The organism is Burkholderia sp. LK4 (genome assembly GCF_001043615.1).
Taxonomy (GTDB): Bacteria; Pseudomonadota; Gammaproteobacteria; order Burkholderiales; family Burkholderiaceae; genus Burkholderia; species Burkholderia cepacia.
The window spans coordinates 210,451-232,882 of record NZ_LDUL01000009.1 but is presented as its reverse complement, the minus strand read 5'-3'; the positions used below and the strand labels follow the sequence as shown (position 1 = coordinate 232,882).

Here is a 22,432-nt window from a genome sequence, read left to right as displayed (position 1 = left end):
GCGCACGCGCCTAGCCCGCCGCCGCCCGCTGCAGCGCGGCGAGATCGACCTTCTTCATCGTCATCACCTGCGCCATCACGCGCTCGGCGCGCGCGGGATCGCCCGCCATCAGTTCCGGCAGCTGCACCGGCACGACCTGCCACGACACGCCGAACCGGTCGCGCAGCCAGCCGCACTGTTGCGCGCGCTCGTCGCCGCCTTCGGACAGGCGCGCCCAATAGCGGTCGATTTCGTCCTGGTCCCGGCAGTTGACGACGAACGACACGGCCGGCGTGATCTGGAACACGGGGCCGCCGTTCAGCGCGATGAACGCCTGCCCGTCGAGCTCGAACGCGACGGTCATCACCGCGCCCTCCGCGCTGCCGGATGCGTGCGCGCCGGCCTTGCCGTAGCGCGCGACGTGCACGATGCGCGCGTTGTCGAACACCGACACGTAGAAACCGGCGGCCGCCTCGGCGTCGCGGTCGAACCAAAGGAACGGGGTGATGCGTTGTATGCGCGGGCTCATGGCGCTGCCTCCTCGATGTCGTGCCGGCACGGCCGCCGGTATTACATCGTAGGCGCTCTTCCCGCACGCGGCGGCGCTCCGGCCCGGCCGGTCGTGCCGTGCGCGGCCGCCGGATAAAAAAAGGGGGCGATTTCTCGCCCCCGTTCCTTTCAGCGTGCGGCCCTGCCGCGTCAGAACGCGACGAAAGGCGCCGCGCCGCCGGTCGAGGTCTTGTCCATCCCGAAGTAGATCGTCCTGCCGTAGAAGTGCGGCATGCCGATGTCGAGCCAGCTGGACGAACCGAACGGGCCCGCGATGTCGTTGAACGCGTATGTCGACGGGTTCGAGAACAGCGAATCCGCGTTCATGAACGTGATCGGCACGGTGCCGGACACGCCGTTCTGGCCGGTCAGTGTCGCCGAGTCATTGACCGTAGTCGCCGGGCAGTAAAACTGCGTGTTCCTCGTGCATGCCGTCCCGTTCGCCGACGAATCGTTGAAGAAATACGCGTTCGAGCCCGTATCGAAGAACGCGGTCACGTTGCGCCCGAGGAACGTCGCGTTGACGTCGCCCGTCGTGGTCGACGTCATCACGGTCTTCCCGGTCAGGTCGGGCAGGCCGAACGTCAGCGTCCCGGTTGCGCTGGCCTGCCCGCTGTTCGAGATGCTCGGCATCGTCACGCTCACCCCGCTGCTGTCGGCGAAACGATGAACCGGGTTGGCCACCTGCTGCGCTACCGGCACGAGCGCGACCGCGCAGCTCGCGTTGTCGCCGTTCGGGCACGCGTAGTAGTTGTTGCTCGACGACGTCGACGTCGCGCAGGTCGTGCCGCAGTCGACCGGCGCCGGCCCGATGCCGAGAATCCCGTTCGCGCCGAGCGCGCTCGCCGAGTTGGCCGACGCTCCGCCGTTCGTGCACGAGGCCGGCACGTTCGTCGTGCCGAGGTCGCCGATGATCTGCACGGGCAGCGAACGCGCCTGCTCGGCGCCGATCGACAGGTCGACCGTGCGCACCGAACCCCACGTATAGCTCGACACGAACTTGCCGCACTCGGCGACCGGCGCGCCGCCGCTCGTCACCTGCGGGAGGCTGCCGAGCACGCCCGACACCGCACTGCCGACGAGCCGCAACCCGTAGGACGCGGTATCGACGAGCACGTTGTTGACCACCTGGCAGTTCGACGTGCCCGGCGCGCAGACCTTCACGCTGATGGTCGGGATGTTGATCACGTTCGCCACGCCGGCGTTGACGTTGATGACGGCCGTGTTCCCGGAATTGCCGTCCGAGCCGCCCGAACCGTTGTTGCCGTTGTTGCCCGAGTTGCTGCTGCCGCCGCCGTCGCCGCCGCCGCCACCGCATGCGGTCACGAGGATGGCCGTCGCCGCCGCGAGGCCCAGCACGCCGAGCCAGCGCTTGAATGTACGAGGAATGCTCAAGGTCGCTCTCCCGCTGTCACTGGATGTCGGTGCCGGCCACGCCGGCAGGCAGCGCCGCCGGCAGCCACGCCTGGCCCGAGAAGGCGCCCATGTGGCCGCCCGTCCGGATCACGAGGCCGCTCGTATCGACGGACACGGGCGCGCGCCAGCCGCGCGCCTTGTGCGCCGCCTGGACGCCAGCGGTGTACTGCGGGAAATAGCTGCCGAGCAGCGATGCGAGATCCGGCATCGTCGGCCCTTGCCATGCGAGGCCGAACACGCTGCCGGCGGCCGACGTGTATTCGTGAATGACGGTGCCCGACCCGAGCGTGATTTCGCGGACGGTATAGGCGGCGGCACTCGCCTGCACGCCGTCCGCCGAACGCATCGCGCGCTGCAGCGCGCGCACGCTTGCGGCCTGATCGTCCGCCGGCGGCGACATCGGTGCGCCGCCCAGTTCGGCGTGCGCGTGGACGGCCCACAGCACACCCGTTGCAGCCGTCGCGTGCGCGACGGCGCGGCCCAAGCGTTTCAGCTTCACATTCCCTCCCACGGGACTGGCTTCGTGGCAGCGTGCGCGGCGATCGTGCCCGCGCCGCCTGCCGACGTATGAGTCGTATGAATGACGCTTCGTTGCTGCTGACGCGTAGTATGCCTGCTGAGTGTGTCGAAGTGTCAATTCGACGCAGGCCGACCGGCGCGTGCGCAGGCGGCTAGCCCGGGTAAACGTGGTGGACGTTGTGGAAACGGCGCGACGCATGCATCGCGCCGCCCCCGCGAAACGGAGGCGCGCCGATGCACGCGGCAGGGTCAGAAGCCCAGGCTGGCGAGCAGGTCGTCGACCTGCCCCTGGTCCTGGACCACGTCGGATTTGCCTTCCGGCGCGATCTGCGGGCCGTTCAGCAGCGACTCGGGGCTGCCGGTCGAGCTCATCTGCTCGGCGGCGAGCGCGGCCGCGGTGGCCGCGAACTGCTCGCGCCGCTCGGGCGCGATGTTCTCGACGAGCACCGTGAGGAGCTGCTGCTCGATCAGGTAGACCATGTCCATGATCTTCTTGATCACCTGCCCGGTCAGGTCCTGGAAATCCTGCGCGAGCATGATCTCGAGCAGTTGCGCGCTGGTCGCCGACGTCGATTCGGGCAGCGTGCGCAGGAACGTCCGCGTATCGTCCATCAGCTCGCGCACTTCCGCGTGCTCGATCGGCGCCGCATACCACTGCGCCCAGCGCGCGTCGAGTGCTTCGGCTTCGCTCTGGAGGCGCGCCTGCATCGGCTTGGCCACCTCGATCGCATTCAGCACGCGTTCGGCGGCCTGCTCGGTCATCGTCGCGACGTAGCGCAGCCGGTCGCGCGCATCGGGCACGGCTTCGGCCGCCCGCTCGACATGCTTGTCGAGCCCGAGCTCGCGCATCGAATCGCGCAGCGTGCGCGTGACATGGCCGATGCGCGCGAGGATGCGGTCGCTCGCGTAATCGGCACCTTCGGCCTGGCCGTCGGCGCTGAACCCGGCGCCCGTCAGCGCGGCATGGATCGGCTCGTTCACGTCAGCTCCCGGCCTTCGCCATCTTGTCGATGATCTTGTTCAGCTTCTCGTCGAGCGTCGCGGCCGTAAACGGTTTCACGACGTAGCCGCTCGCGCCGGCCTGCGCCGCCGCGATGATGTTCTCCTTCTTCGACTCGGCCGTGACCATCAGCACCGGCAGGTGCGTGAGCGTCGCGTCCGCGCGGATTTCCTTCAGCATCGCGAGGCCGTCGAGGTTCGGCATGTTCCAGTCCGAGATCACGAAGTCGTAGCCGCCGCCGCGCAGCCGCGCGAGGCCGGCGAGGCCGTCCTCGGCCTCGTCGACGTTCGAGTAGCCCAGTTCCTTGAGCAGGTTGCGGACGATCCGGCGCATCGTCGGGAAATCGTCCACCACCAGGATTTTCATGCTCTTGTCCATCGTCGTTCCTTTCCAGATTCGTTTCCGTCGGGACGCGTATCGTGGCACGCGCCCCGTGACATTCCATTCAAACGCGCTGCACGCGGTCGCCCATCGTCGCCAGGCGCGCCATCACGCGGCGGCTCATGTCGGCGAGCGGCGCGACCTCGTCCGCGCCGCCGAGCGCGATCGCCTCGCGCGGCATCCCGAACACGATGCAGCTTGCTTCGTCCTGCGCGAACGTGTGGGCGCCCGCGCGTTTCATTTCCAGCAGGCCGGCCGCGCCGTCGCGGCCCATCCCGGTCAGGATCACCCCGATCGCGTTCTTGCCCGCGTGCGTCGCCGCCGAGCGGAACAGCACGTCGACCGACGGGCGGTGCCGGTTGACCGGCGGCTCGTCCGACAGTTGCGCAATATAGTTCGCCCCGCTCCTCGCAAGCAACAGGTGCGCGTGGCCCGGCGCGATATACGCGTGGCCCGGCAGCACGCGCTCGCCGTGCTCGGCTTCCTTCACCGCGATCCGGCACAGGCCGTTCAGCCGCTGTGCGAACGATTTCGTGAAGCCCGGCGGCATGTGCTGCGCGATCAGCACGGCCGGCGCGTCCGGCGGCAGCGGCGTCAGCACTTCGCGGATCGCCTCGGTGCCGCCCGTCGATGCGCCGATGATGATCAGCTTCTCGGTACTGACGAGCGGGTTGTTGATCATCGGCGCGGCCGCGTGGCTGTCCGCCGCGCGCGCGACGGCCTGCGGCTGCGGCGCCTGGCGCACGCGCGCACGCGACGCCGCGCGGATCTTGTCGGCGAGCTTTTCCGCGTAGTCGAGCATCCCGTCGCGAATCCCGACGCGCGGCTTCGTGACGAAATCGACCGCACCGAGCTCGAGCGCGCGCAGCGTGATTTCCGAGCCGCGCTCGGTCAGCGACGACACCATCACGACCGGCATCGGCCGCAGGCGCATCAGCTTCTCGAGGAAGTCGAGCCCGTCCATGCGCGGCATTTCGACGTCGAGCGTGAGCACGTCGGGGTTGTGCTGCTTGATGAGCTCGCGCGCGACGAGCGGATCGGGCGCGGTCGCGACCACCGTCATGTCGGGCTGGCTGTTGATGATCTCGGTCATCAGGCTGCGGATCAGCGCCGAATCGTCGACGCACAATACTTTGATCTTCTGCACTGCGGTCATGCCTCCTGCTTTCTTGATAGGTTCGCCGCATACGGGCTGCCGGCTTGCGGGTTCGCTGCCCGTAAGCCACTGGAGCCACTGGAGCCGCTGGAGCCGCTGGAGCCGCTGGAGCCGCTGGAGCCGCCGGCGCCGCCCGGCGCCGCGCCGCGTGCGCCGAACAGCTCGATACGCGGGCGCGCCGGCTGCGGCGCGGCCGGCCGTTTCGCCGCAAACAGCTCGACGTGGGGGCGCGGCCGCGCGGCGCGCAGGCGATCGGCCTCGCGCGCGAGCGCGGCTTCGCGCTCGGTCACGCCCGGCACCTGCAGCCGCAGCTTCTTCACCATCGCGCGGCCCGTGCGCGGCATGAATGCGACCTTGCGCGGGTGGACGTCCTGCAAGTCCTCCGCGGTGATGCGGATGCGTTCGAGCGCCAGGTAGCGGCGCACGAAATCGGCGTTGCGATCGCCGATGTTGATCGTCGTCATGCCGGCCAGCACGGCCGCGCCGCCGAACACCTTCGCCTCGAAGCGCTCGCGGCGCCCGCCGGCCTTGATCAGCTCGTTGATCAGCACTTCCATCGCGTACGCGCCGTAGCGCATCGAGTCGGACGCGGCCGCGCCCGCATCGGCGCCGTCGTCGGGCAGCATGAAGTGGTTCATCCCGCCGATGCCCGCGTACGGATCGTGAATGCACGCGGCGACGCACGAGCCGAGCACGGTCATCAGCACCATGTCCTCGGACGTCGTGTAGAACTCGTTCGGCAGCAGCTTCACGCCGGGCAGGCCGAAGTGATTGTCGAAGTAGCGATTGGTCGCGATCGGCAGTGCGCTCATCCGCGCTCTCCAAAGGCGGGCACGGCGCCCGCGGCCCGCGCACGCACCGGCGACGCCGTCGCGGCCGACGCGGGCGCCTGCGCGCCACGCGGCCGCGCGCCCTGCGCGGCGTCGCGGGTCAGTTCGTACACCGTCTGCCCGCGCAGCCGGAACGCCTGCGTGACGTACGTGAAGTTTTCCGAATGGCCGGCGAACAGCAGCCCGCCCGGCTTCACGAGCGGCTCGAAGCGCGACAGCACCTGCCCCTGCGTCGGCTTGTCGAAATAGATCATCACGTTGCGGCAGAAGATCGCGTCGAACGGCTTCGCGATCCCGTAGTCCGCATCGGTCAGGTTCAGCTGCTCGAAGCGGATCATCGCGCGCAGCTCGGGGCGCACCTTCACGCGGCCGGCCTGCGCGCCCGTGCCCTTCAGGAAGAAGCGCTTCAGCCGCTCCGGCGCCAGGTGCTTGACCTGGTCATACGTGTAGATGCCGGCCTCCGCCTTCGCGAGCACCTGCGTGTCGAGGTCGGTCGCGAGGATCGACGCGCCGCGCGCGGCCGATTCGCCGAGCGCCTCGATCAGCGTGATCGCGATCGAATAAGGCTCCTCGCCGGTCGACGCCGCCGAACACCAGACCGATACGGGCGCCGGGCGCCCTTTCACGAAATCCGCCAGGATCGGGAAATGGTGCGACTCGCGGAAGAACGCGGTCAGGTTCGTCGTCAGCGCATTGGTGAACGCTTCCCACTCGAGCGGATCGTCTTCCTGCTCGAGCAGGTCGAGGTAGTCGCGGAACGTGTCGAGGCCGCGTGCCCGCAAGCGGCGCGCGAGACGGCTGTACGCCATGTCGCGCTTGTGCTCGGACAGCGAGATCCCCGCGCGTTGATGGATCAGCGCGCGGATGCGTGCGAAATCCGCGCCCGTGAACGCGAAGTCGCGCCCCGGCTCGCCCGCGCGAGGCGAGGCATCCGGTGCATCGGGTCGAAACGGCGCGCGCGCGTGCGACATGATTTAGAAGGTCTCCCAATCGTCATCGGACGTGCCGGACGTGGCCGGCGCCGGCTTCTCGCCGTTCAGCGCCGGGCGCACGAGCGCGGGCTTCGCGGCCGGCTTGCCGGCCGGCGCGGCGGTTTTCGCGAGACGCGGCCCGTAGCCGCCCGCGGCGGCGCCACGGGAAGCCGGCGCGTCCTTCGGCGCATGCGCAACGGCATCGGCCGCGCGCTTCGATTCGTGACCGGCGCCCGACGCGGCCGCGGCACGCGGCGCCGGCGCGGCACGCCGTGCCGGTTGGGCGGCGGCCGGCGGGGCCGGCAGCGCGGCGACCGGCGCCGCGTCGAAACGCGGCTCCGACGTCAGCGCCGGCGCAGGCGCCGGTTCATGCGCGACCGGCCGCGCGACACCGCGCGACGGCGCGAGCACGATGCCGCCCGCGACGCGCCAGCCTGCGACGACCGTCTTCATCTGGCGCGTCTGCTCCTCGAGCGACGCGGCCGCGGCGGCGGCCTGCTCGACGAGCGCCGCGTTCTGCTGCGTGACCGAATCCATCTGGCCGACGGCACGGTTGACCTGCTCGATGCCGGTCGACTGCTCCTCGGACGCGGCGCTGATCTCGCCCATGATGTCGGTCACGCGGCGCACGGCCTGCACGATCTCGTCCATCGTCGAACCGGCGCGCGACACGAGCGCCGACCCGCTTTCGACCTTCTCGGCCGAATCGCCGATCAACTGCTTGATTTCCTTCGCGGCGCTCGCGCTGCGCTGCGCGAGCGAGCGCACCTCGCCCGCGACCACCGCGAAGCCGCGGCCCTGTTCGCCCGCGCGCGCGGCTTCGACCGCCGCGTTCAGCGCGAGGATGTTGGTCTGGAACGCGATGCCTTCGATCGTGCCGATGATGTCGACGACCTTGCCCGAGCTCGCCGCGATGTCCTGCATCGTCGACACGACCTGGCCGACCACGTCGCCGCCCTGCGTCGCGATGTCGGACGCGTTCACCGCGAGCTGGCTCGCCTGCCGCGCGTTCTCCGCGTTCTGGCGCACGGTGCCCGTGAGCTGCTCCATGCTCGACGCGGTTTCCTGCAGCGACGCGGCCTGCTCCTCGGTACGCTGCGAGAGATCGGTGTTGCCGGTCGAGATCTCGCGCGCGCCGACGTCGATCGATTCGGTGCCGCGATGCACGGCCTGCACCATCGCCGTGACGGCGTCCTGCATCCGCTTGATGCCGCCGAACAGGCGGCCGATCTCGTTGGTGCTGAATACGTTCACCGGCTGCGTGAGGTCGCCGCCGGCGATGCGCTCGAAGTGCGCGATCGCGTCCTCGAGCGGCTGCACGATCAGCCCGCGCAGCGCGAAGCGGATCGCGATCACGACGACGAACGCGATCGCGATGCCGGCCGCGATCAGCCCGATCATCAGCGAGATCTGCGACTGCGTCGCGGCCTGGCGTTCTTCCGCGCGCTTCTGCAGCGACGCGATCACGGCCGCCGCGGTCTGGTCGAACGCGACGAACATCGGGCTGATCTTCGCGTCGGCAATCGCGTGGTACGCCGCCATGTCGCCCGCGCGCGCCGCCGCGAATTCCGGCTCGACGCCTTCCTTCACGATCGTCGTGTAGCGTGCGGTGAGCTCGTCGAGGAGCGCCTGCTCGACGCCGAGCTTCGGCAACGACTGGAACGCCTGCCAGTTCTGGTTCGACTTCGCGAACAGCTCCTGCGCGCGGTCGAGCACCTTCGGCGCGTCGGCCGTATTGCCGGCTTCGGTCAGCGTGCGGAAGCGGTCGAGCGCGACGCGCGAGCGCAGCAGGTGCGCGGCCGTGTCGTCGAGCGTGTGGATCGCCGGCAGGTCGACGTGCGCGATCTCGTCGAGCGAGCGGCTCGCGTGATTCAGCGCGTACAGGCCGAGCCCGCCGACGGCTGCGGCCAGCGCCACCAGGATGAGTCCGACCGCCGTGAGCGTCGTGCGGATCGACCAGTTATGCAACATTGCAGATTCTCCCGAAATTCCTGCGCGCGCGGCGCGCTTACCCGCCGAGCGTCTCGATCAGCGCCATTTCACGGCTCGACATCAGCTTCTCGATGTCCATCAGGATCAGCATCCGGCCGTCGACCGTGCCGAGGCCCGTCAGGTACTCGGTCGTCAGCGTCGCGCCGAATTCCGGCGCCGGCATGATCTGGTCGGTCTGCAGCGTCAGCACGTCCGACACGCCGTCGACCACCATCCCGACCACGCGATGCGCGACGTTCAGGATGATCACGACCGTCTGGTGGTCGTACTCGACGCGGCCGAGATGGAACTTGATCCGCATGTCGACGATCGGCACGATGATCCCGCGCAGGTTGATCACGCCCTTGATGAAATCCGGCGCGTTCGCGATGCGCGTGACGCTGTCGTAGCCGCGGATTTCCTGCACCTTCAGGATGTCGATCCCGTATTCCTCGTCGCCGAGCGTGAACACGAGGAATTCCTGGCCCGTCGCGTCGCCTTGTTCCGCGTCGCGGCGGCTCGTTGCCGCGTTCGCCGCGGCCGGATTGATCATTTGGACTTCAGCAGACACGTTTGCCCCCAATCGGTTGAATGGCGAGAGACATCAGAACATCGCGAGCTCGGCGCCCGCACGGGCGCCGTGCGTCGCACGGGTTTCGCGGTTCAGCGCCGCGACGTCGACGATCAGCGCGACGCTGCCGTCGCCGAGGATGGTCGCCGCCGAGATGCCGTGCACCTTGCGGTAGTTGGTTTCGAGGTTCTTCACGACCACCTGCTGCTGGCCGACCAGTTCGTCGATCAGCATCGCGAAGCGGCGCCCCTCGGTTTCCATGATCGTGACGATCCCCTGCGTCGGGTCGGTGCGCGCGTCATCGACCGAGAACACCTCGTGCAGCGCGACGAGCGGCAGGTATTCGCCGCGCACGCGCACCACGCGCTCGCCGTTGCCGACCGTGTAGATGTCGTCGTTCGACGGCTGCAGCGACTCCATCACGAAGTTCAGCGGCAGGATGAAGATCTCGTTGCCGACCTTCACCGACATCCCGTCGAGGATCGCGAGCGTGAGCGGCAGCACGATCCGCGTGGTCGTGCCGCGGCCGGCCTGCGACGTGATCTCGACGTGACCGCCCATCGACTGGATGTTGCGCTTCACGACGTCCATCCCGACGCCGCGGCCCGACACGTCGGTCACCGTCTCGGCGGTCGAGAAGCCCGGCGCGAAGATCAATTGCCAGACTTCGTCGTCGCTGATGTTGTCGGACACCTGCATGCCCTGTTTCGCGGCCTTCGCGAGAATGCGTTCGCGGTTCAGGCCCGCGCCGTCGTCGCTCACCTCGATCACGATGTTGCCGCCGTGATGCGCGGCCGACAGCACGAGCTGGCCGACCGCGTCCTTGCCGGCGGCGACGCGCTTGTCGACCGTCTCGATCCCGTGGTCGAGGCTGTTGCGCACGAGGTGGGTGAGCGGATCGATGATCCGTTCGATCAGGCTCTTGTCGAGCTCGGTCGCCTGGCCGAACGTGACGAGCTCGACCTGCTTGCCGAGCTTGCCGGCGAGATCGCGCACGAGCCGCGGGAAGCGGCTGAACACGTAGTCCATCGGCATCATCCGGATCGACATCACCGCTTCCTGCAGGTCGCGCGCGTTGCGCTCGAGCTGCGCCATCCCGTTGAACAGGCGGTCGTGCAGCGCCGGATCGAACGCGCTCGCGGTTTCCGCGAGCATCGCCTGCGTGATCACGAGTTCGCCGACGAGGTTGATTAGCTGGTCGACCTTCTCGACGCCGACGCGGATCGAGCTGCCTTCGGCGCCCGATGCGGCCGCGGCGGCCGGGCGCGCGCGCTTGTCGTCGTGATGCGCGGCGGCCTGCGGCGCATGGTCGGCGTGCGCTGGCTGGGCCGGCTGCGGCGCCGGCGCGGCGGGCGCGGGCGGCGCTGCCGATGCCGGTGCGGCCGGTTGCGCGGCGGCCTGCGGCGCGAAGACCTCGGCGCGCACCGGCTGCGCGGCGGCGGCCGGTTCTGCAGCGGGGGCCGGCTCCACAGCGGATGCCGCGGCGTCATGAGCGGCGGCCGGTGCGGCCGGCGCCGTACCGCGCGCGACGCGAATCTGGCTTTCGTCGATCACGAAGCAGCACACGGCGACGATGTCGTCGGACGGCACGTCCGATTCGACCCACAGCGTCAGGTCGGCGCCCACTTGCTCGCGGCCCACGATCCGGCCGAGGTTGCCGAGTTCTTCGGTCAGCAGCTCCTGGTCCTTCGCGTCGACGCCCACGAGCGTGATCTTCAGGTGCGGGCCGCCTTCGTCCGCGCCGGCATCGGCGGCCGGATGCGCAGCCGCGACGGCCTGCTCGACCACGTGGTCGGGCGCACGAGCGTCGCCGGCGGCCGTCTCCACGGCCGGAGCAGCCGGAGCAGCCGGAGCGACCGGTTCAGCGGCAGCGGCGACCGGCGCGGCAGCGGCAGCCGGCGCATCCGCCCCGCTCTCGGCCTTCAGCCGCTCGAGCTTCGCGCAGATCGTCGCGGCGGCGGCCGCGTCCGGTTCCGCGCTCGCGCGGTAGTCGACGAGCTGGTCGGACAGCACGTCCTTGGTCTCGAGGAACGCGTCGACCATTTCCTTGGTCAGCGTCAGCTCATGGTTGCGTGCGCGGTCGAGCAGCGATTCGAGGATGTGCGTCGTATCGGTCAGCGCGGAAAAGCCGAACGTCGCGGCGCCGCCCTTGATCGAATGCGCGGCGCGGAAGATCGCGGCCAGATCCTCGGGGTCGGGCGAACCGACGTCGAGGTTCAGCAGCAACTGCTCCATCTGCGCGAGCAGCTCGTCCGCTTCGTCGAAAAATGTCTGGTAGAACTGAGTGATGTCGAGAGTCATGCCCGGTCCCGGGTTGAATGCGTCGCGTGAATGTCAGGAGGCGGCCGGTTCGGACAACGTCGCGACCAGGTCGACCAGCACGGCGGGGTCGATCGGCTTCTCGATCCAGCCGGTCGCGCCCGCGTCGCGCGCGGCGTCCTTGAATGCGTCGCTGCCTTCGGTCGTCAGCACGAGGATCGGTGTTTCCGTATAGGCGGTCAGCTTGCGCAGCGCGGCGATCACTTCGAGCCCGCTCTTGCGCGGCATGTTCTGGTCGGTGAGCACCAGGTCGTACGGCACGGTGGCCGCCAGGTCGAAGCCGGCCTCGCCGTCCGGCGCCACCGTCACGTCGTAGCCGGCCTGCGCCAGCGTTGCCTGGAGCAGCGCACGCATGGTCGCGGAGTCGTCGATGGCGAGAATGGTTCGGATCATGTCTGTCTCGGAATCTTTTAAGCGTCAGGGTTTCGGCACGGCGACGGCGGACGCCGCGAGCGCCGGCCGCGCGGCCGGCGCCGGGCCGGCCAGCTGCTGCGCGAGCTGCTGCGAGCCGGCCGCATCGGCCGACAGCGTCGTGGTCGTCGCATCGTCGCGCATCAGCGCCTCTTCGGATTTGCGGTTCAGCACGATCACGCTGATCCGGCGGTTTTCCGGGTCGAGCGGGTCGGCCTTGTTCAGGTTCTGCGTCGACGCGAGGCCGAGCACCCGCAGCACCTTCGCCTCGTCCATGCCGCCGGAGATCAGCTCGCGGCGCGACGCGTTCGCGCGGTCGGCCGACAGTTCCCAGTTGCTGTAGCCGCCCTCGCCGCCCGCGTACGGCACGGCGTCGGTATGGCCCTGGACGATGATCCGGTTCGGCACGTCGTTCAGCGTCTTGCCGATCTCGCGCAGGATGTCGCGCATGTACGGCTCGACGTGGTCGCTCGACATCGCGAACATCGGCCGCTTCTGCGAATCGACGATCTCGATGCGCAGCCCCATCAGCGTGGAATCGATGCGGATCTGCTGCTTGAACTGGCGCAGCGTCGGGTTGGCCTCGATCGCGGCCATCAGCTTGATCTGCAGGTCGTGCAGGCGCGCCTGCTCGAGCCGGTCCTGCGCACCCTGCGCCTGCGACCGGGAATTCTCGTCGCCCGCTTTCGCGAGACGCTCGGCGAGCTGCGTCATGCCGTCGGTGCGGCGCAGCGTGCCGGCGTCGACGCTCGACAGGTCGCGGCCGCCGCCGTTGATGATGCTGGAATCCTGCGAGCTGCGGTCGCCGCTGCCGAACAGCGCGGCCTTCAGCGGCGTGTTGAAGTATTCGGCGATCCCCTTCAGCTGCACCGGCGTGACCGAGCTCAGCAGCCACATCAGCAGGAAGAACGCCATCATCGCGGTCATGAAGTCCGCGTACGCGAGTTTCCATGCGCCGCCGTGGTGACCCTTCTTCGCCGGGGCCACCCGCTTGACGACGATTGCGCGATCCTTGCTCTTGCTCATCGGGGGCTCCGCGTCACTTCGCCTTCACGCGGCGCACGTGCTCTTCGAGCTCGGAAAACGACGGGCGCTCGGTCGAGAACAGCACCTTGCGGCCGAACTCGACCGCGATCGCCGGCGCATAACCGTTCAGCGTCGCGAGGATCGTCACCTTGATGCACTGGAACATCTTGGTCGACTCGGCCACGCGCTGCTCCGCGAGGCTCGCGAGCGGCCCGATCAGCCCGTACGACAGCAGGATCCCGAGGAACGTGCCGACCAGCGCCTGCGCGATCATCGCGCCGAGCACCGCGGGCGGCTTGTCGGCGGACGCCATCGTGTGCACGACGCCCATCACGGCCGCGACGATGCCGAATGCCGGCATCGCGTCGCCGACGCGCATCAACGCATGCGCGGGGCCTTCGCCTTCCGCGTGGTGCGTCTCGATCTCCTCGTCCATCAGGCTCTCGATCTCGAACGCGTTCATGTTGCCGCCCACCATCAGGCGCAGGTAGTCGGTCAGGAATTCGACGATGTGGTGATCGGCGAGGATCTTCGGGTATTGCGTGAAGATCGGGCTCTTTTCCGGATCGTCGATGTCGGCCTCGAGCGTGAGCGTGCCTTCCTTGCGTGCCTTCGCGAGCAGCACGTAAAGAAGCGCCATCAGCTCCATGTAGACATCCTTCGTGTATTTCGAGCCCTTGAAGAGCGTCGGCAGCACGCGCAGCGTCGCCTTGATGGTCTTGCCGCCGTTGCCGAGGATGAATGCGCCGACGCCGGCACCCACGATCATCAGGATCTCGACGGGCTGGATCAACGCGCCCAGATGCCCGCCTGCCAGCGCATAACCGCCGAAGACGGACAACAGCGTCACGAGTGTTCCCACGATAATCAGCACTGCCTGTCCCTCACGAATGACCGGCGGGGAGACCGCCGTTAAACAGGTTTACGGCAGTCGGCAGGAAAACTTTCGCGGCCGCCCGGCGGCGGCCCGACGGTGTTTACCAGCAATTCGCAGACGATTAGCGGGCGATCCGCACCGCCCGGCGCGGCCCGCTCGCGCCCGCCCGGCGGCGCTCAGGCCGCGGCGGCGGCCAGTTCGGCGCGCGCGGCGGCGGCCTTGCGGGTCTTGCCCGCGCGCGACGGCGGCTGGCAAAGGCCGCAGACGAAACCTTGATGCGGATCATGCGCATGCGCGACGAAGTGGCCGCCGCAGCGCGTGCAGGGGGTCATCTGCAGCATCCCCGAATCGAAGAAACGCACGAGCGTCCACGCGCGCGTGAGGCTCAGTGCGGCTTCGTCGCCGGACAGGTTCACGTGCTCCTGGTAGAGCCGGTACGCCTTCACGATCGACTGGATCGGCTCGCAGCGGCCGTGGTCCTGCATGAACCGGTAGATGTTGTAGAACAGCGACGAGTGGATGTTCGGCTGCCACGTCATGAACCAGTCGGTCGAGAACGGCAGCATCCCCTTCGGCGGCGACACGCCCTTCAGTTCCTTGTACAGCTTGATCAGACGATCCCGCGACAGGCTCGTCTCCGCTTCCAGCAACTGCAGCCGGGCGCCCAGTTCGATCAGTTCGATGGCGAGGGTGATTTCCTTCACCTCGATCACGACGCTTTTGCTTGCCATGGTGATAACCGTCCGCTTGACGTGATTCGGATGGATGGCCAGTACGCTGCCCGCCGGCGCGACACGCCGGGACTCAACGCAAGGCGGGGTGATGGATCAGCGGACGCCTTCGACCTGCTGCCCGGCCATCAGGATGGCCGAGTGGGCGTGCGCGACGACATCGCTGCGGCCCTTGTCGGCGAGCGACGACAGCAGCGCGTGATCATCGAAGCGGAAGCGGCACAGCATCTGGTTGGACGCGGCGAGTTTCACGGTCTGTGCGAGCGTGAGGTTCCCGAGCACGTCGGCCAGTTCCTGGGAAATTCCCATGCGGAACATGCCCATCGCCTTGTCTTCCCGCAGCAGGCGTTGCGCGAGGAGGAGGTACGACAGGTTGACCTCTTTGATCTCACTGAGCATTTCGCTGGTAGCGCTCATGATTCCCCCGTTAAAGAGCTTTCTTTGGCCATTCGTGTTATGAAAACGTTTGCTCGCTCGGAGCGCTCTGGGCGCTCGGTCGGCTCGTTTATAGTCTTACAGGGCGAATTTTGGCCAAACGGCATTTATGCCGGTATCAGCGAAGTGGCGTATGCCATGCAGGATTTGTCTGTAAACCGTGTAGGAATTTTTCCGACAAGGCGAATTGAAAGCTTCAATCGCGAAAGCACGTGCCGACGCGGGTTCGGCCGAGATGGATCCAATGGCCCCGGTGCAATGACGAAAGGCTTGCCGGCAAGGCTGCCGGCAATCGGATCGGTAAAAATTATAGTGCTTTTTCACAATGACGCAACAATAGTTGCATCTGTCTCCATTCCTGATTCCGCGCCCTTTTTATCGGGGTTTTTGCGTATTTCATCGTGTAACAAGCCTTAAGTGTTTGAAAAAACACTCGAACCCCTCAGGGCGATATCGATAATGGACTCCAATGGGCGGCGGCGCGAGCCGTGCCGGCCCGCCCCGCAGCTTGCCGTCCGGCGCCCCGCGCACCCCGCCCAGGGCACGGCCACGTACCGCCAACCGCGTGCGTCGGCGAGTTCCGCAACCTTGTACGGGATCCGCACCGGCACCACCGTGCCCCCGGATCAAACAGGAGAACACCCATGCGAATCGCCCAGATCGCGCCGCTTTACGAAGCCGTTCCGCCGAAACTCTACGGCGGCACCGAGCGTGTCGTGTCCTACCTCACCGAGGCGCTCGTCGAACTCGGCCACGACGTGACGCTGTTCGCCAGCGGCGACTCCGTCACGTCGGCGCGCCTCGAGGCGGCCTGGCCGCGCGCGCTGCGGCTCGATCCGTCGATCCGCGATTCGATGGCGCCCCATATGCGCCTCCTCGAGCAGGTCGCCCGGGTCGCGCACGAATTCGACGTGCTGCACTTTCACCTCGACTACCTGCCGTTCTCGCTGATGTCGCGCCTCGACACGCCGTACGTGACGACGCTGCACGGCCGCCTCGACCTGCCGGAACTGCAGCCGGTGTTCGACGCGTTTCCCGACGCGCCGGTCGTGTCGATCTCGAACAACCAGCGCAAACCGCTGCCGCAGGCCGCGTGGGCCGGCACCGTGTATCACGGGCTGCCCGACACGCTGCTCACGCCGCAGCCGGGCGTGAAGCCCGAATACCTCGCGTTTCTCGGCCGGATCTGCCCGGAAAAGCGCGTCGACACCGCGATCCGGATCGCCGCGCAAAGCGGGCTGCCGCTGAAGATCGCCGCGAAGGTCGACAAGGCGGACGCCGACTATTTCAAGGAAGTGATCGAGCCGCTGCTCGGCGAGGCGCACGTCGAATTCATCGGCGAGATCAACGAGGCGCAGAAGCCCGCGTTCCTGTCCGGCGCGAAGGCGCTGCTGTTCCCGATCGACTGGCCGGAGCCGTTCGGCCTCGTGATGATCGAGGCGATGGCCTGCGGCACGCCGGTCGTCGCATTCAACCGCGGCTCGGTGCCGGAAGTGATCGAGGACGGCGTCACGGGCTTCATCGTCGAGGACGTACAGGGCGCGGTCGGCGCACTGCACCGGATCGACAGCCTGTCGCGCACCGCAATCCGGGAACGTTTCGATACGCGCTTCAGCTCGAAGGCAATGGCGCAGCGTTATGTCGAAACTTACGAATCGCTTTGCACGGGAGCGCGCCAGCCGGTATTGCGCCGCGTCGCCGGCGCCTGATACGGAAATTCGCGAAGAAATATTTCGTAATCCAATCCGCGCCGCAATCGGCGCGCCAAACAAAAGAGCCGCATCGAGATGCGGCTCTTTTGTTTGGGGTTTTCGATCATTCGATCAGGAAACGATCGCGGTTTTTACCGACGATCCAATTCGGCGGCTTGCCGCGCCCGCTCCAGGTCGCGCCCGACTTCGGATCGCGGTATTTCGGCGGCAGCGGCGCCTTCTTCGGCGGGCGCCCGCGCTTCGCTCGCTCCGCGAAGCCCAGATCCTGGGCAGTCAGTCCATATTCGGCAATCTTTTGCTGGACTTCGGCAATCACTGCCGCCACTTCCTGGCGGCGCACATCGTCCGCCTGGGCCTGCAGATCCGCGATCTGCGCCTTGAGTTTCGCGTATTGAGACATTTTTCGACTCCCCTTTTGATGATGCGGCCCCGGCGAATCCGGCCGGGACACCAACATCCGTTACGCCATCCGCACTGCCGCCCTGCCCTTCGAAATTAATGCTGCCATCTTTAACCGATTCGACTATATCGAGAATGCGGACTTATTCTAATAAGGGCATTCGTCAGCCATTAAAATTTAACAATCGTTGACCCTCCCCCACCCGATTCATTTCCTATAATCCAGACCAATTCCGGATGACGGTTTAAATGCGTCGCGTCGTCCGGTCGCCTTCAATCCACTTGAACTTGAACGAGGTCCTTACATGAATCTTTCTCAGCGTCTCGCTGCAGAGGCATTCGGCACGTTCTGGCTGGTGCTCGGCGGGTGCGGAAGCGCCGTGCTGGCCGCCGCCTTTCCGGGCCTCGGCATCGGCTTTGCCGGCGTCGCACTTGCCTTCGGCCTGACGGTGCTGACGATGGCATTCGCAATTGGCCATATTTCGGGCTTCCACCTGAATCCCGCGGTGAGCGTCGGCCTGACGGTCGCCGGCCGCTTCCCCGCACGCGATCTCGTGCCGTACATCGTCGCGCAGGTTGTCGGCGCGACGCTCGGCGCATTCGTGCTGTACCTGATCGCGACCGGCAAGCCGGGCTTCGACGTCGTCGGCAGCGGCTTCGCGACGAACGGCTTCGGCGAGCGCTCGCCCGGCCACTACGCACTCGGCGCGGCGTTCATTTGCGAAGTCGTGATGACGGGCTTCTTCCTGTTCGTGATCCTGGGCGCCACCGACAAGCGCGCACCGGCCGGCTTCGCGCCGATCGCGATCGGCCTTTGCCTGACGCTGATTCACCTGATCTCGATTCCGGTCACCAACACGTCGGTGAACCCGGCCCGCTCGACCGGCCCCGCGCTGTTCGTGGGCGGCGAAGCGATCGGCCAGCTCTGGCTGTTCTGGGTGGCGCCGATCATCGGCGCGGCACTCGCCGGGATCATCTACCCGCTGGTCGCGGGGCGTGACAACGCCGTCGACCTGCTGCCGGCATCCGCTCGCACAAGCGAATAAATCACTACGGGGTCAAGCGAGCAGAGCAGCGAGCCTCACGCTGTCCAAGAAGATAGAGGCAGGTAATTTCGACGGGCGCCGCTGGCGCCCGTTTTTCATTTCCACCCGGGCGGGACGCTCAGGACGCGGCGGCGTTGCCTTCGAGCGAGAACAGCGTGCGCAGGTGGCGGGCGACGCCCGCGTCGAAGTTGTTGCCGATCCGCGGGATGTGCGGCAACCGCGCGACCAGGTCGGGGTTCGCGTTGTTCATCATGAACGCATGGCCGGCGGTTTCGAGCAGGTCGATATCGTTCATGTTGTCGCCGAACGCGATGCAGTGGCCGGTGTCGACGCCGAGCCGCGCGAGCACCGAGCGCAGCGCGCGGCCCTTCGACACGTTCGCGGTCATCACTTCCAGGCAGTCGGGCAGCGAGTACGTGACATACAGCGCATCGCCGAAGCGCACGCGCATCTGCTCGGCGACGACCGCCAGATCGGCCGGATCGCCGATGTACAGCACCTTCGCGATATCCGTGCCGTCGTGCGCGGCCATGTCGATCACATCGTAGCGGAAGCCCGAATCCTGGTGGAATTCGAGCAGGTGCGGCGCGTCGCGGTCGATCAGCCAGCCCTGGTCGGTGAACAGGTTGACGATCACGCGGCCGTGCGCACCGACGATATCCGGCTGCACGAGGCCGCGGACGATTGCCGGATCGATGTCCTGCGCGTGGATCGTCGTGTCGTCCGGCGCATGCACGCGCGCACCGTTCGACGTGATCAGGTACGGCCGGATGCCGAGCACGTCGCGAATGCCGGCGACGTCCGCGTAGTGGCGCCCGGTGGCGATCACGAACTGCAGGCCGTCGCGGTCGAGCCGGCGGACGGTGTCGATCGTGTACGGATCGAGCTGGTGGTCGCTGTTCAGCAAGGTACCGTCGAGATCGGTGGCGATGACTTTGTACATGGGACGGAAGAATGGCGCTCAGGGCTCTGCGGAACGGCCATTCTAACGTCGCGCCCGGTTGCCTGCCGGACGGTTCCCGGTCGATCGCCGCCGTCGGCCCGGTTTCGGTGCGCGTTCAGCTGCCCTCGAATGCCTTCAGTTGCTCAGTTGCCTTCCGCCTCGCGCAGCGCCTGCAGCGCGAGCCGCAGCGCGCCGTGCGCCGAATCGTCGAGCGGCGCGCGCAGCCGGGCGGCATGGCGCGCCGGCACGGCCGGAGCCAGTGCGTCCGCCAGGCCGCCGCACAGCGCGACCGGCAGCGCCTGCTGCGGATCGAGCGCGTCGATCATCTTGCCGATCTCGTCGCCCGCCTGCGCGATCAGCGCGCCCGCGACCGGATGCGAACGGTGCGCGAACACGATCGGCGCAAGCCGCGCGTAGATCGTCTGGTTCGCATCGCACGACCACTGGACGAGCGCGTCGCGATCCTGCGCGCCCGTTTCCGCGAGCAACGCGTTCGCGAATGCATCGCGCGGTACGCGTCCGTCGAGCGCTTGCTGCGCATACGCGAGCGCGCGCACGCCGAGCCATGCACCGCTCGCCTCGTCGCCGGACGGAAAGCCGAAGCCGCCCGCGATCCGGCAGGCGCCGGCCGCATCGAGCGCCGCCGCGATGCTGCCGGTGCCGAGCGCGACGATGAGCCCCGGCGCGCCGCCGTGTGCGCCGACGACGGTCGTATACGCGTCGCTCTCGACCGCGAGCGCGCCGAGCGGCGCCTGCGCGCGGAACGCGGCGAGCCACGCGGCATTGTTGACGCCCGCGAGCCCGCAGCCGAGCGCGCACTGCGGCCAGTCGAATGCGAGGCCGGCCCGCGTGAACGCGTCCGCGCAGGCTGCGCCGATCGATGCCCACGCGCGCTCGATGCCGAGCCCGAGCCCCGACGGGCCGCCGCGCCCCTGCGCGAGCTCACGCCCGTGCCGGTCGGCCAGCACCGCGCGCGTGCCCGTGCCGCCACCGTCGATCCCGATCGCAAAAAGTAATGCCGCCATGCCTTCATCCCGCTGATTCGAACAGGCGCCAAGCTTAACCGGATCGGCGCCGCGCGCCCATCTGCCGTTCGGCCGGCTGTTCCGTGAAAAGGGCTTCCGCTATGCTGGCACGATCGAATCGACACTGAAAACGAGGCAGACGATGTCGCAGCGGTGCAACTGGGTGAAGACTGAAGCGGATGCTCACTATCACGATACCGAGTGGGGCGTGCCGTCGCACGACGATCGCCACCTGTTCGAAATGCTGATCCTGGAAGGGGCGCAGGCCGGGCTGTCGTGGTCGACGATCCTGAACAAGCGCGCGGGCTATCGCGACGCCTTTGCGGATTTCGACGTCGATGCCGTCGCGCGCTTCACGCCGAAGCGCATCGAAAAGCTGCTCGAGAATCCCGGTATCGTGCGCAATCGCGCCAAGGTCGAATCGGCGGTCACCAATGCGCGTGCCGTGCAGCGCATCCGGGAAGAACACGGGTCGCTCGCCGCGCTCCTGTGGTCGTTCGTCGGCGGCACGCCGGTCCAGAACGCGTGGCAGTCGTACCGTGACGCGCCCGCGTCGACCGAGCAGTCCGACGCGCTCAGCAAGGCGCTGAAGGCGTATGGCTGCAAGTTCGTCGGTTCGACGATCTGCTATGCGCTGATGCAGGCCACCGGCATGGTCAACGATCACGAGGTCGGCTGCCCGTGCCACGCGCAATGCGCGGCGCTCGGCGGCAAGCAGCCGGCACGCCGGCGCAAGGCGGGCTGACGGCGCGGGCATCCGCCGGCCGCCCATCGTTCGCCGCGGCCATGCGGCGGTTATGCCGGTTATGCCGGCAATTCCGGTCAGGCCGCCGGCTGCCCCCTCACGAAACGATGCTCAACGCGCAACCGCTCACCTGGCGGCGCGCGACGGCGCCGGCGCCGGCGCAACCGCCCGTGCACCGCGTGCGGCCCGCACGCGCGCGCTGCGCTTCTTCACCCAGATGCAGATGCCCGTCACGCTCAGCATCGCGATGACGATCCCGAGCACGCTCACCGCGGCGCGGCCCGCGACGCCAGCGATCCGCCCCGAGTGCAGCGGAAACTGCGCCTGCATGAACAGGTCGCCGGCCGAGCCGCGGCCTGGCACCTGGGTGGCGACGGGCTTGCCGGTCACGGCGTCCCAGTAGAGCCACGCGTTGCCGAGCCCGACGTCGCCGTGCTCGTTGCCGGGCGTGAAGAACCCGACCGCGTAGGCATTCATCGCCGGCGCGAACAGCAGCGCGCCGGGCGGCGCGGCGATCCCCGCGTCGCGCCCGGCCGCGCGCGCGATCTCGACGATCCGCTCGCGCGGCAGCATCGTGCTGCCCGGCGGCGCGGGCGGAAAGTGTTCGGGGTTCGTGTACGGCGTCTCGGCGAGCGGCGACACCAGCGATACCAGCGGCCGCACGACCGGCACGGCGAGATTCATCGAGATCGACGTGACCGCGACGACCAGCAGCAGCCCCCACACCCACACGCCGCCCGAGCGGTGCAGGTCGAACACCAGCGGATAGCCGCCGCGCCGCACGCGGAACACGAACGACTTGCGCCAGCTTTTCAGGTTCGGAAACGCGAGCACGAGCGCGATCAGGCTGTCGATCGCCCACACGATGCCGACGACGCCCATCACCCAGAACCCGAAATTGATCCCGCCATACACCGGCAGGAACAGCGAGTAATGCAGCCGGTAGATGAACGGCATCAGGTCGAGCCGCGCGAGCGACAGCGCGCCCCATTCACGGCGCCCCTGCACCGCGCCGGTCGCGGGATCGACGGCGATCTGGCTGAAGTCGAGCGCATAGGGCTGGCCGGTCGCCGGATCGGTGCGCGGCATCACGCCGGCCTGCAGCGTGTGTCCCGGTTCGATCGCGAGCGGCAGATAAGTCACCTGCACACGCGGGTCGGCGGCCTCGATGCGCGCCGCGAGCGCGAGCGGATCAAGCGGCGCCGCATCGCTGCGTGCGGTGTAGAAGTCCGGGTTCAGCAGCGCGTCGAGCTCGTGGTCCCACGCGATCAATGCGCCGGTCAGCCCCGCGACGAACAGGAACAGCGCGATCGCGAGGCCGAACCAGCGATGCAGGCGGACGAGAAACGGTCGCAGGAACGCGTTCATCGCGCACCGGGCAAAGGGAAAGCGGGCCGGCACGAGCGGCCCCGGATCAACG

23 protein-coding genes are annotated in these 22,432 nt (G+C 68.0%); 3 read left to right on the top strand and 20 right to left on the bottom strand.

What is annotated here, in order from left to right; translation table 11 throughout:
- Positions 1-10: 10 nt before the first annotated feature.
- From VK92_RS05215 to flhD, 16 genes are all read right to left on the bottom strand, one after another.
- Positions 11-508 carry a VOC family protein gene (locus tag VK92_RS05215; RefSeq protein WP_048025316.1) on the bottom strand — a complete coding sequence of 166 codons (498 nt, stop codon included), beginning with the start codon at positions 506-508 and terminating at the stop codon, positions 11-13.
- Between the two features lie 170 nt (positions 509-678).
- The gene (locus tag VK92_RS05210; protein ID WP_048025315.1) at positions 679-1,923 is read right to left on the bottom strand and encodes a DUF3443 family protein; all 1,245 of its coding nucleotides are present in this window, start codon (positions 1,921-1,923) and stop codon (positions 679-681) included.
- A 16-nt stretch (positions 1,924-1,939) separates the two neighbouring features.
- Entirely contained in the window at positions 1,940-2,443 is a 504-nt protein-coding gene (locus tag VK92_RS05205) for a DUF2844 domain-containing protein (protein WP_048025314.1), read from the bottom strand.
- 269 nt (positions 2,444-2,712) lie between these two features.
- The gene (gene cheZ / locus VK92_RS05200; protein WP_021162684.1) at positions 2,713-3,444 is read right to left on the bottom strand and encodes a protein phosphatase CheZ; all 732 of its coding nucleotides are present in this window, start codon (positions 3,442-3,444) and stop codon (positions 2,713-2,715) included.
- Between the two features lies 1 nt (position 3,445).
- The gene (cheY, locus tag VK92_RS05195; protein ID WP_006485893.1) at positions 3,446-3,841 is read right to left on the bottom strand and encodes a chemotaxis response regulator CheY; all 396 of its coding nucleotides are present in this window, start codon (positions 3,839-3,841) and stop codon (positions 3,446-3,448) included.
- 67 nt (positions 3,842-3,908) lie between these two features.
- A complete protein-coding gene (locus tag VK92_RS05190; RefSeq protein ID WP_042977249.1) occupies positions 3,909-5,000 on the bottom strand; it encodes a protein-glutamate methylesterase/protein-glutamine glutaminase in 1,092 nt (363 codons plus the stop codon).
- A complete protein-coding gene (gene cheD / locus VK92_RS05185; protein ID WP_048025313.1) occupies positions 4,997-5,812 on the bottom strand; it encodes a chemoreceptor glutamine deamidase CheD in 816 nt (271 codons plus the stop codon). Before cheD ends, VK92_RS05190 begins: the two co-directional genes overlap by 4 nt.
- A complete protein-coding gene (locus VK92_RS05180) occupies positions 5,809-6,801 on the bottom strand; it encodes a CheR family methyltransferase (RefSeq protein WP_048025312.1) in 993 nt (330 codons plus the stop codon). The genes cheD and VK92_RS05180 overlap by 4 nt, the downstream gene beginning before the upstream one ends.
- Before the next feature lie 3 nt (positions 6,802-6,804).
- On the bottom strand, positions 6,805-8,772 hold the full coding sequence (locus VK92_RS05175; RefSeq protein ID WP_048025311.1) for a methyl-accepting chemotaxis protein: 1,968 nt from the start codon (positions 8,770-8,772) through the stop codon (positions 6,805-6,807).
- 37 nt (positions 8,773-8,809) lie between these two features.
- Positions 8,810-9,325 carry a chemotaxis protein CheW gene (gene cheW, locus VK92_RS05170; protein WP_021164320.1) on the bottom strand — a complete coding sequence of 172 codons (516 nt, stop codon included), beginning with the start codon at positions 9,323-9,325 and terminating at the stop codon, positions 8,810-8,812.
- Positions 9,326-9,376: 51 nt separating this feature from the next.
- Entirely contained in the window at positions 9,377-11,644 is a 2,268-nt protein-coding gene (gene cheA / locus VK92_RS05165) for a chemotaxis protein CheA (protein ID WP_048025310.1), read from the bottom strand.
- Positions 11,645-11,677: 33 nt separating this feature from the next.
- Positions 11,678-12,055, bottom strand: coding sequence for a response regulator (locus VK92_RS05160; protein WP_021164383.1), 378 nt, complete (start codon positions 12,053-12,055; stop codon positions 11,678-11,680).
- Between the two features lie 24 nt (positions 12,056-12,079).
- The gene (motB, locus tag VK92_RS05155; protein WP_048025309.1) at positions 12,080-13,099 is read right to left on the bottom strand and encodes a flagellar motor protein MotB; all 1,020 of its coding nucleotides are present in this window, start codon (positions 13,097-13,099) and stop codon (positions 12,080-12,082) included.
- 13 nt (positions 13,100-13,112) lie between these two features.
- Positions 13,113-13,973 (bottom strand): flagellar motor stator protein MotA, encoded by an 861-nt coding sequence (gene motA, locus VK92_RS05150; protein ID WP_011350592.1) that lies wholly within the window; start codon positions 13,971-13,973, stop codon positions 13,113-13,115.
- 179 nt (positions 13,974-14,152) lie between these two features.
- Positions 14,153-14,707 carry a flagellar transcriptional regulator FlhC gene (flhC, locus tag VK92_RS05145; RefSeq protein ID WP_011350591.1) on the bottom strand — a complete coding sequence of 185 codons (555 nt, stop codon included), beginning with the start codon at positions 14,705-14,707 and terminating at the stop codon, positions 14,153-14,155.
- Positions 14,708-14,803: 96 nt separating this feature from the next.
- Positions 14,804-15,124 (bottom strand): flagellar transcriptional regulator FlhD, encoded by a 321-nt coding sequence (gene flhD / locus VK92_RS05140; protein WP_027788649.1) that lies wholly within the window; start codon positions 15,122-15,124, stop codon positions 14,804-14,806.
- Positions 15,125-15,786: 662 nt separating this feature from the next.
- On the opposite strand from flhD, the gene VK92_RS05135 reads away from it, so the two are divergent.
- Entirely contained in the window at positions 15,787-16,851 is a 1,065-nt protein-coding gene (locus VK92_RS05135; RefSeq protein WP_021162850.1) for a glycosyltransferase family 4 protein, read from the top strand.
- A 106-nt stretch (positions 16,852-16,957) separates the two neighbouring features.
- Here VK92_RS05135 and VK92_RS05130 read toward each other — a convergent pair whose 3' ends face one another.
- Complete coding sequence (locus VK92_RS05130) at positions 16,958-17,254, bottom strand: H-NS histone family protein (RefSeq protein ID WP_021162849.1); 297 nt, start codon at positions 17,252-17,254, stop codon at positions 16,958-16,960.
- Between the two features lie 304 nt (positions 17,255-17,558).
- Between VK92_RS05130 and aqpZ the strand changes: the two genes are divergently transcribed.
- A complete protein-coding gene (gene aqpZ, locus VK92_RS05125; RefSeq protein WP_048025308.1) occupies positions 17,559-18,299 on the top strand; it encodes an aquaporin Z in 741 nt (246 codons plus the stop codon).
- A 118-nt stretch (positions 18,300-18,417) separates the two neighbouring features.
- Here the strand turns inward: aqpZ and VK92_RS05120 are convergent, their stop codons facing one another.
- Both VK92_RS05120 and VK92_RS05115 read right to left on the bottom strand, forming a co-directional pair.
- Entirely contained in the window at positions 18,418-19,242 is an 825-nt protein-coding gene (locus tag VK92_RS05120) for a Cof-type HAD-IIB family hydrolase (protein WP_048025307.1), read from the bottom strand.
- A 143-nt stretch (positions 19,243-19,385) separates the two neighbouring features.
- Positions 19,386-20,267, bottom strand: a complete 882-nt coding sequence (locus VK92_RS05115; RefSeq protein ID WP_048025306.1) for a BadF/BadG/BcrA/BcrD ATPase family protein — start codon at positions 20,265-20,267, stop codon at positions 19,386-19,388.
- A 142-nt stretch (positions 20,268-20,409) separates the two neighbouring features.
- Here VK92_RS05115 and VK92_RS05110 point away from each other — a divergent pair, with 142 nt between their 5' ends.
- Positions 20,410-21,012: a DNA-3-methyladenine glycosylase I gene (locus VK92_RS05110; protein WP_048025305.1), complete on the top strand. Its 603-nt coding sequence runs from the start codon at positions 20,410-20,412 to the stop codon at positions 21,010-21,012.
- 126 nt (positions 21,013-21,138) lie between these two features.
- Here the strand turns inward: VK92_RS05110 and VK92_RS05105 are convergent, their stop codons facing one another.
- A complete protein-coding gene (locus tag VK92_RS05105; protein WP_048025304.1) occupies positions 21,139-22,380 on the bottom strand; it encodes a PepSY-associated TM helix domain-containing protein in 1,242 nt (413 codons plus the stop codon).
- Between the last annotated feature and the right edge of the window lie 52 nt (positions 22,381-22,432).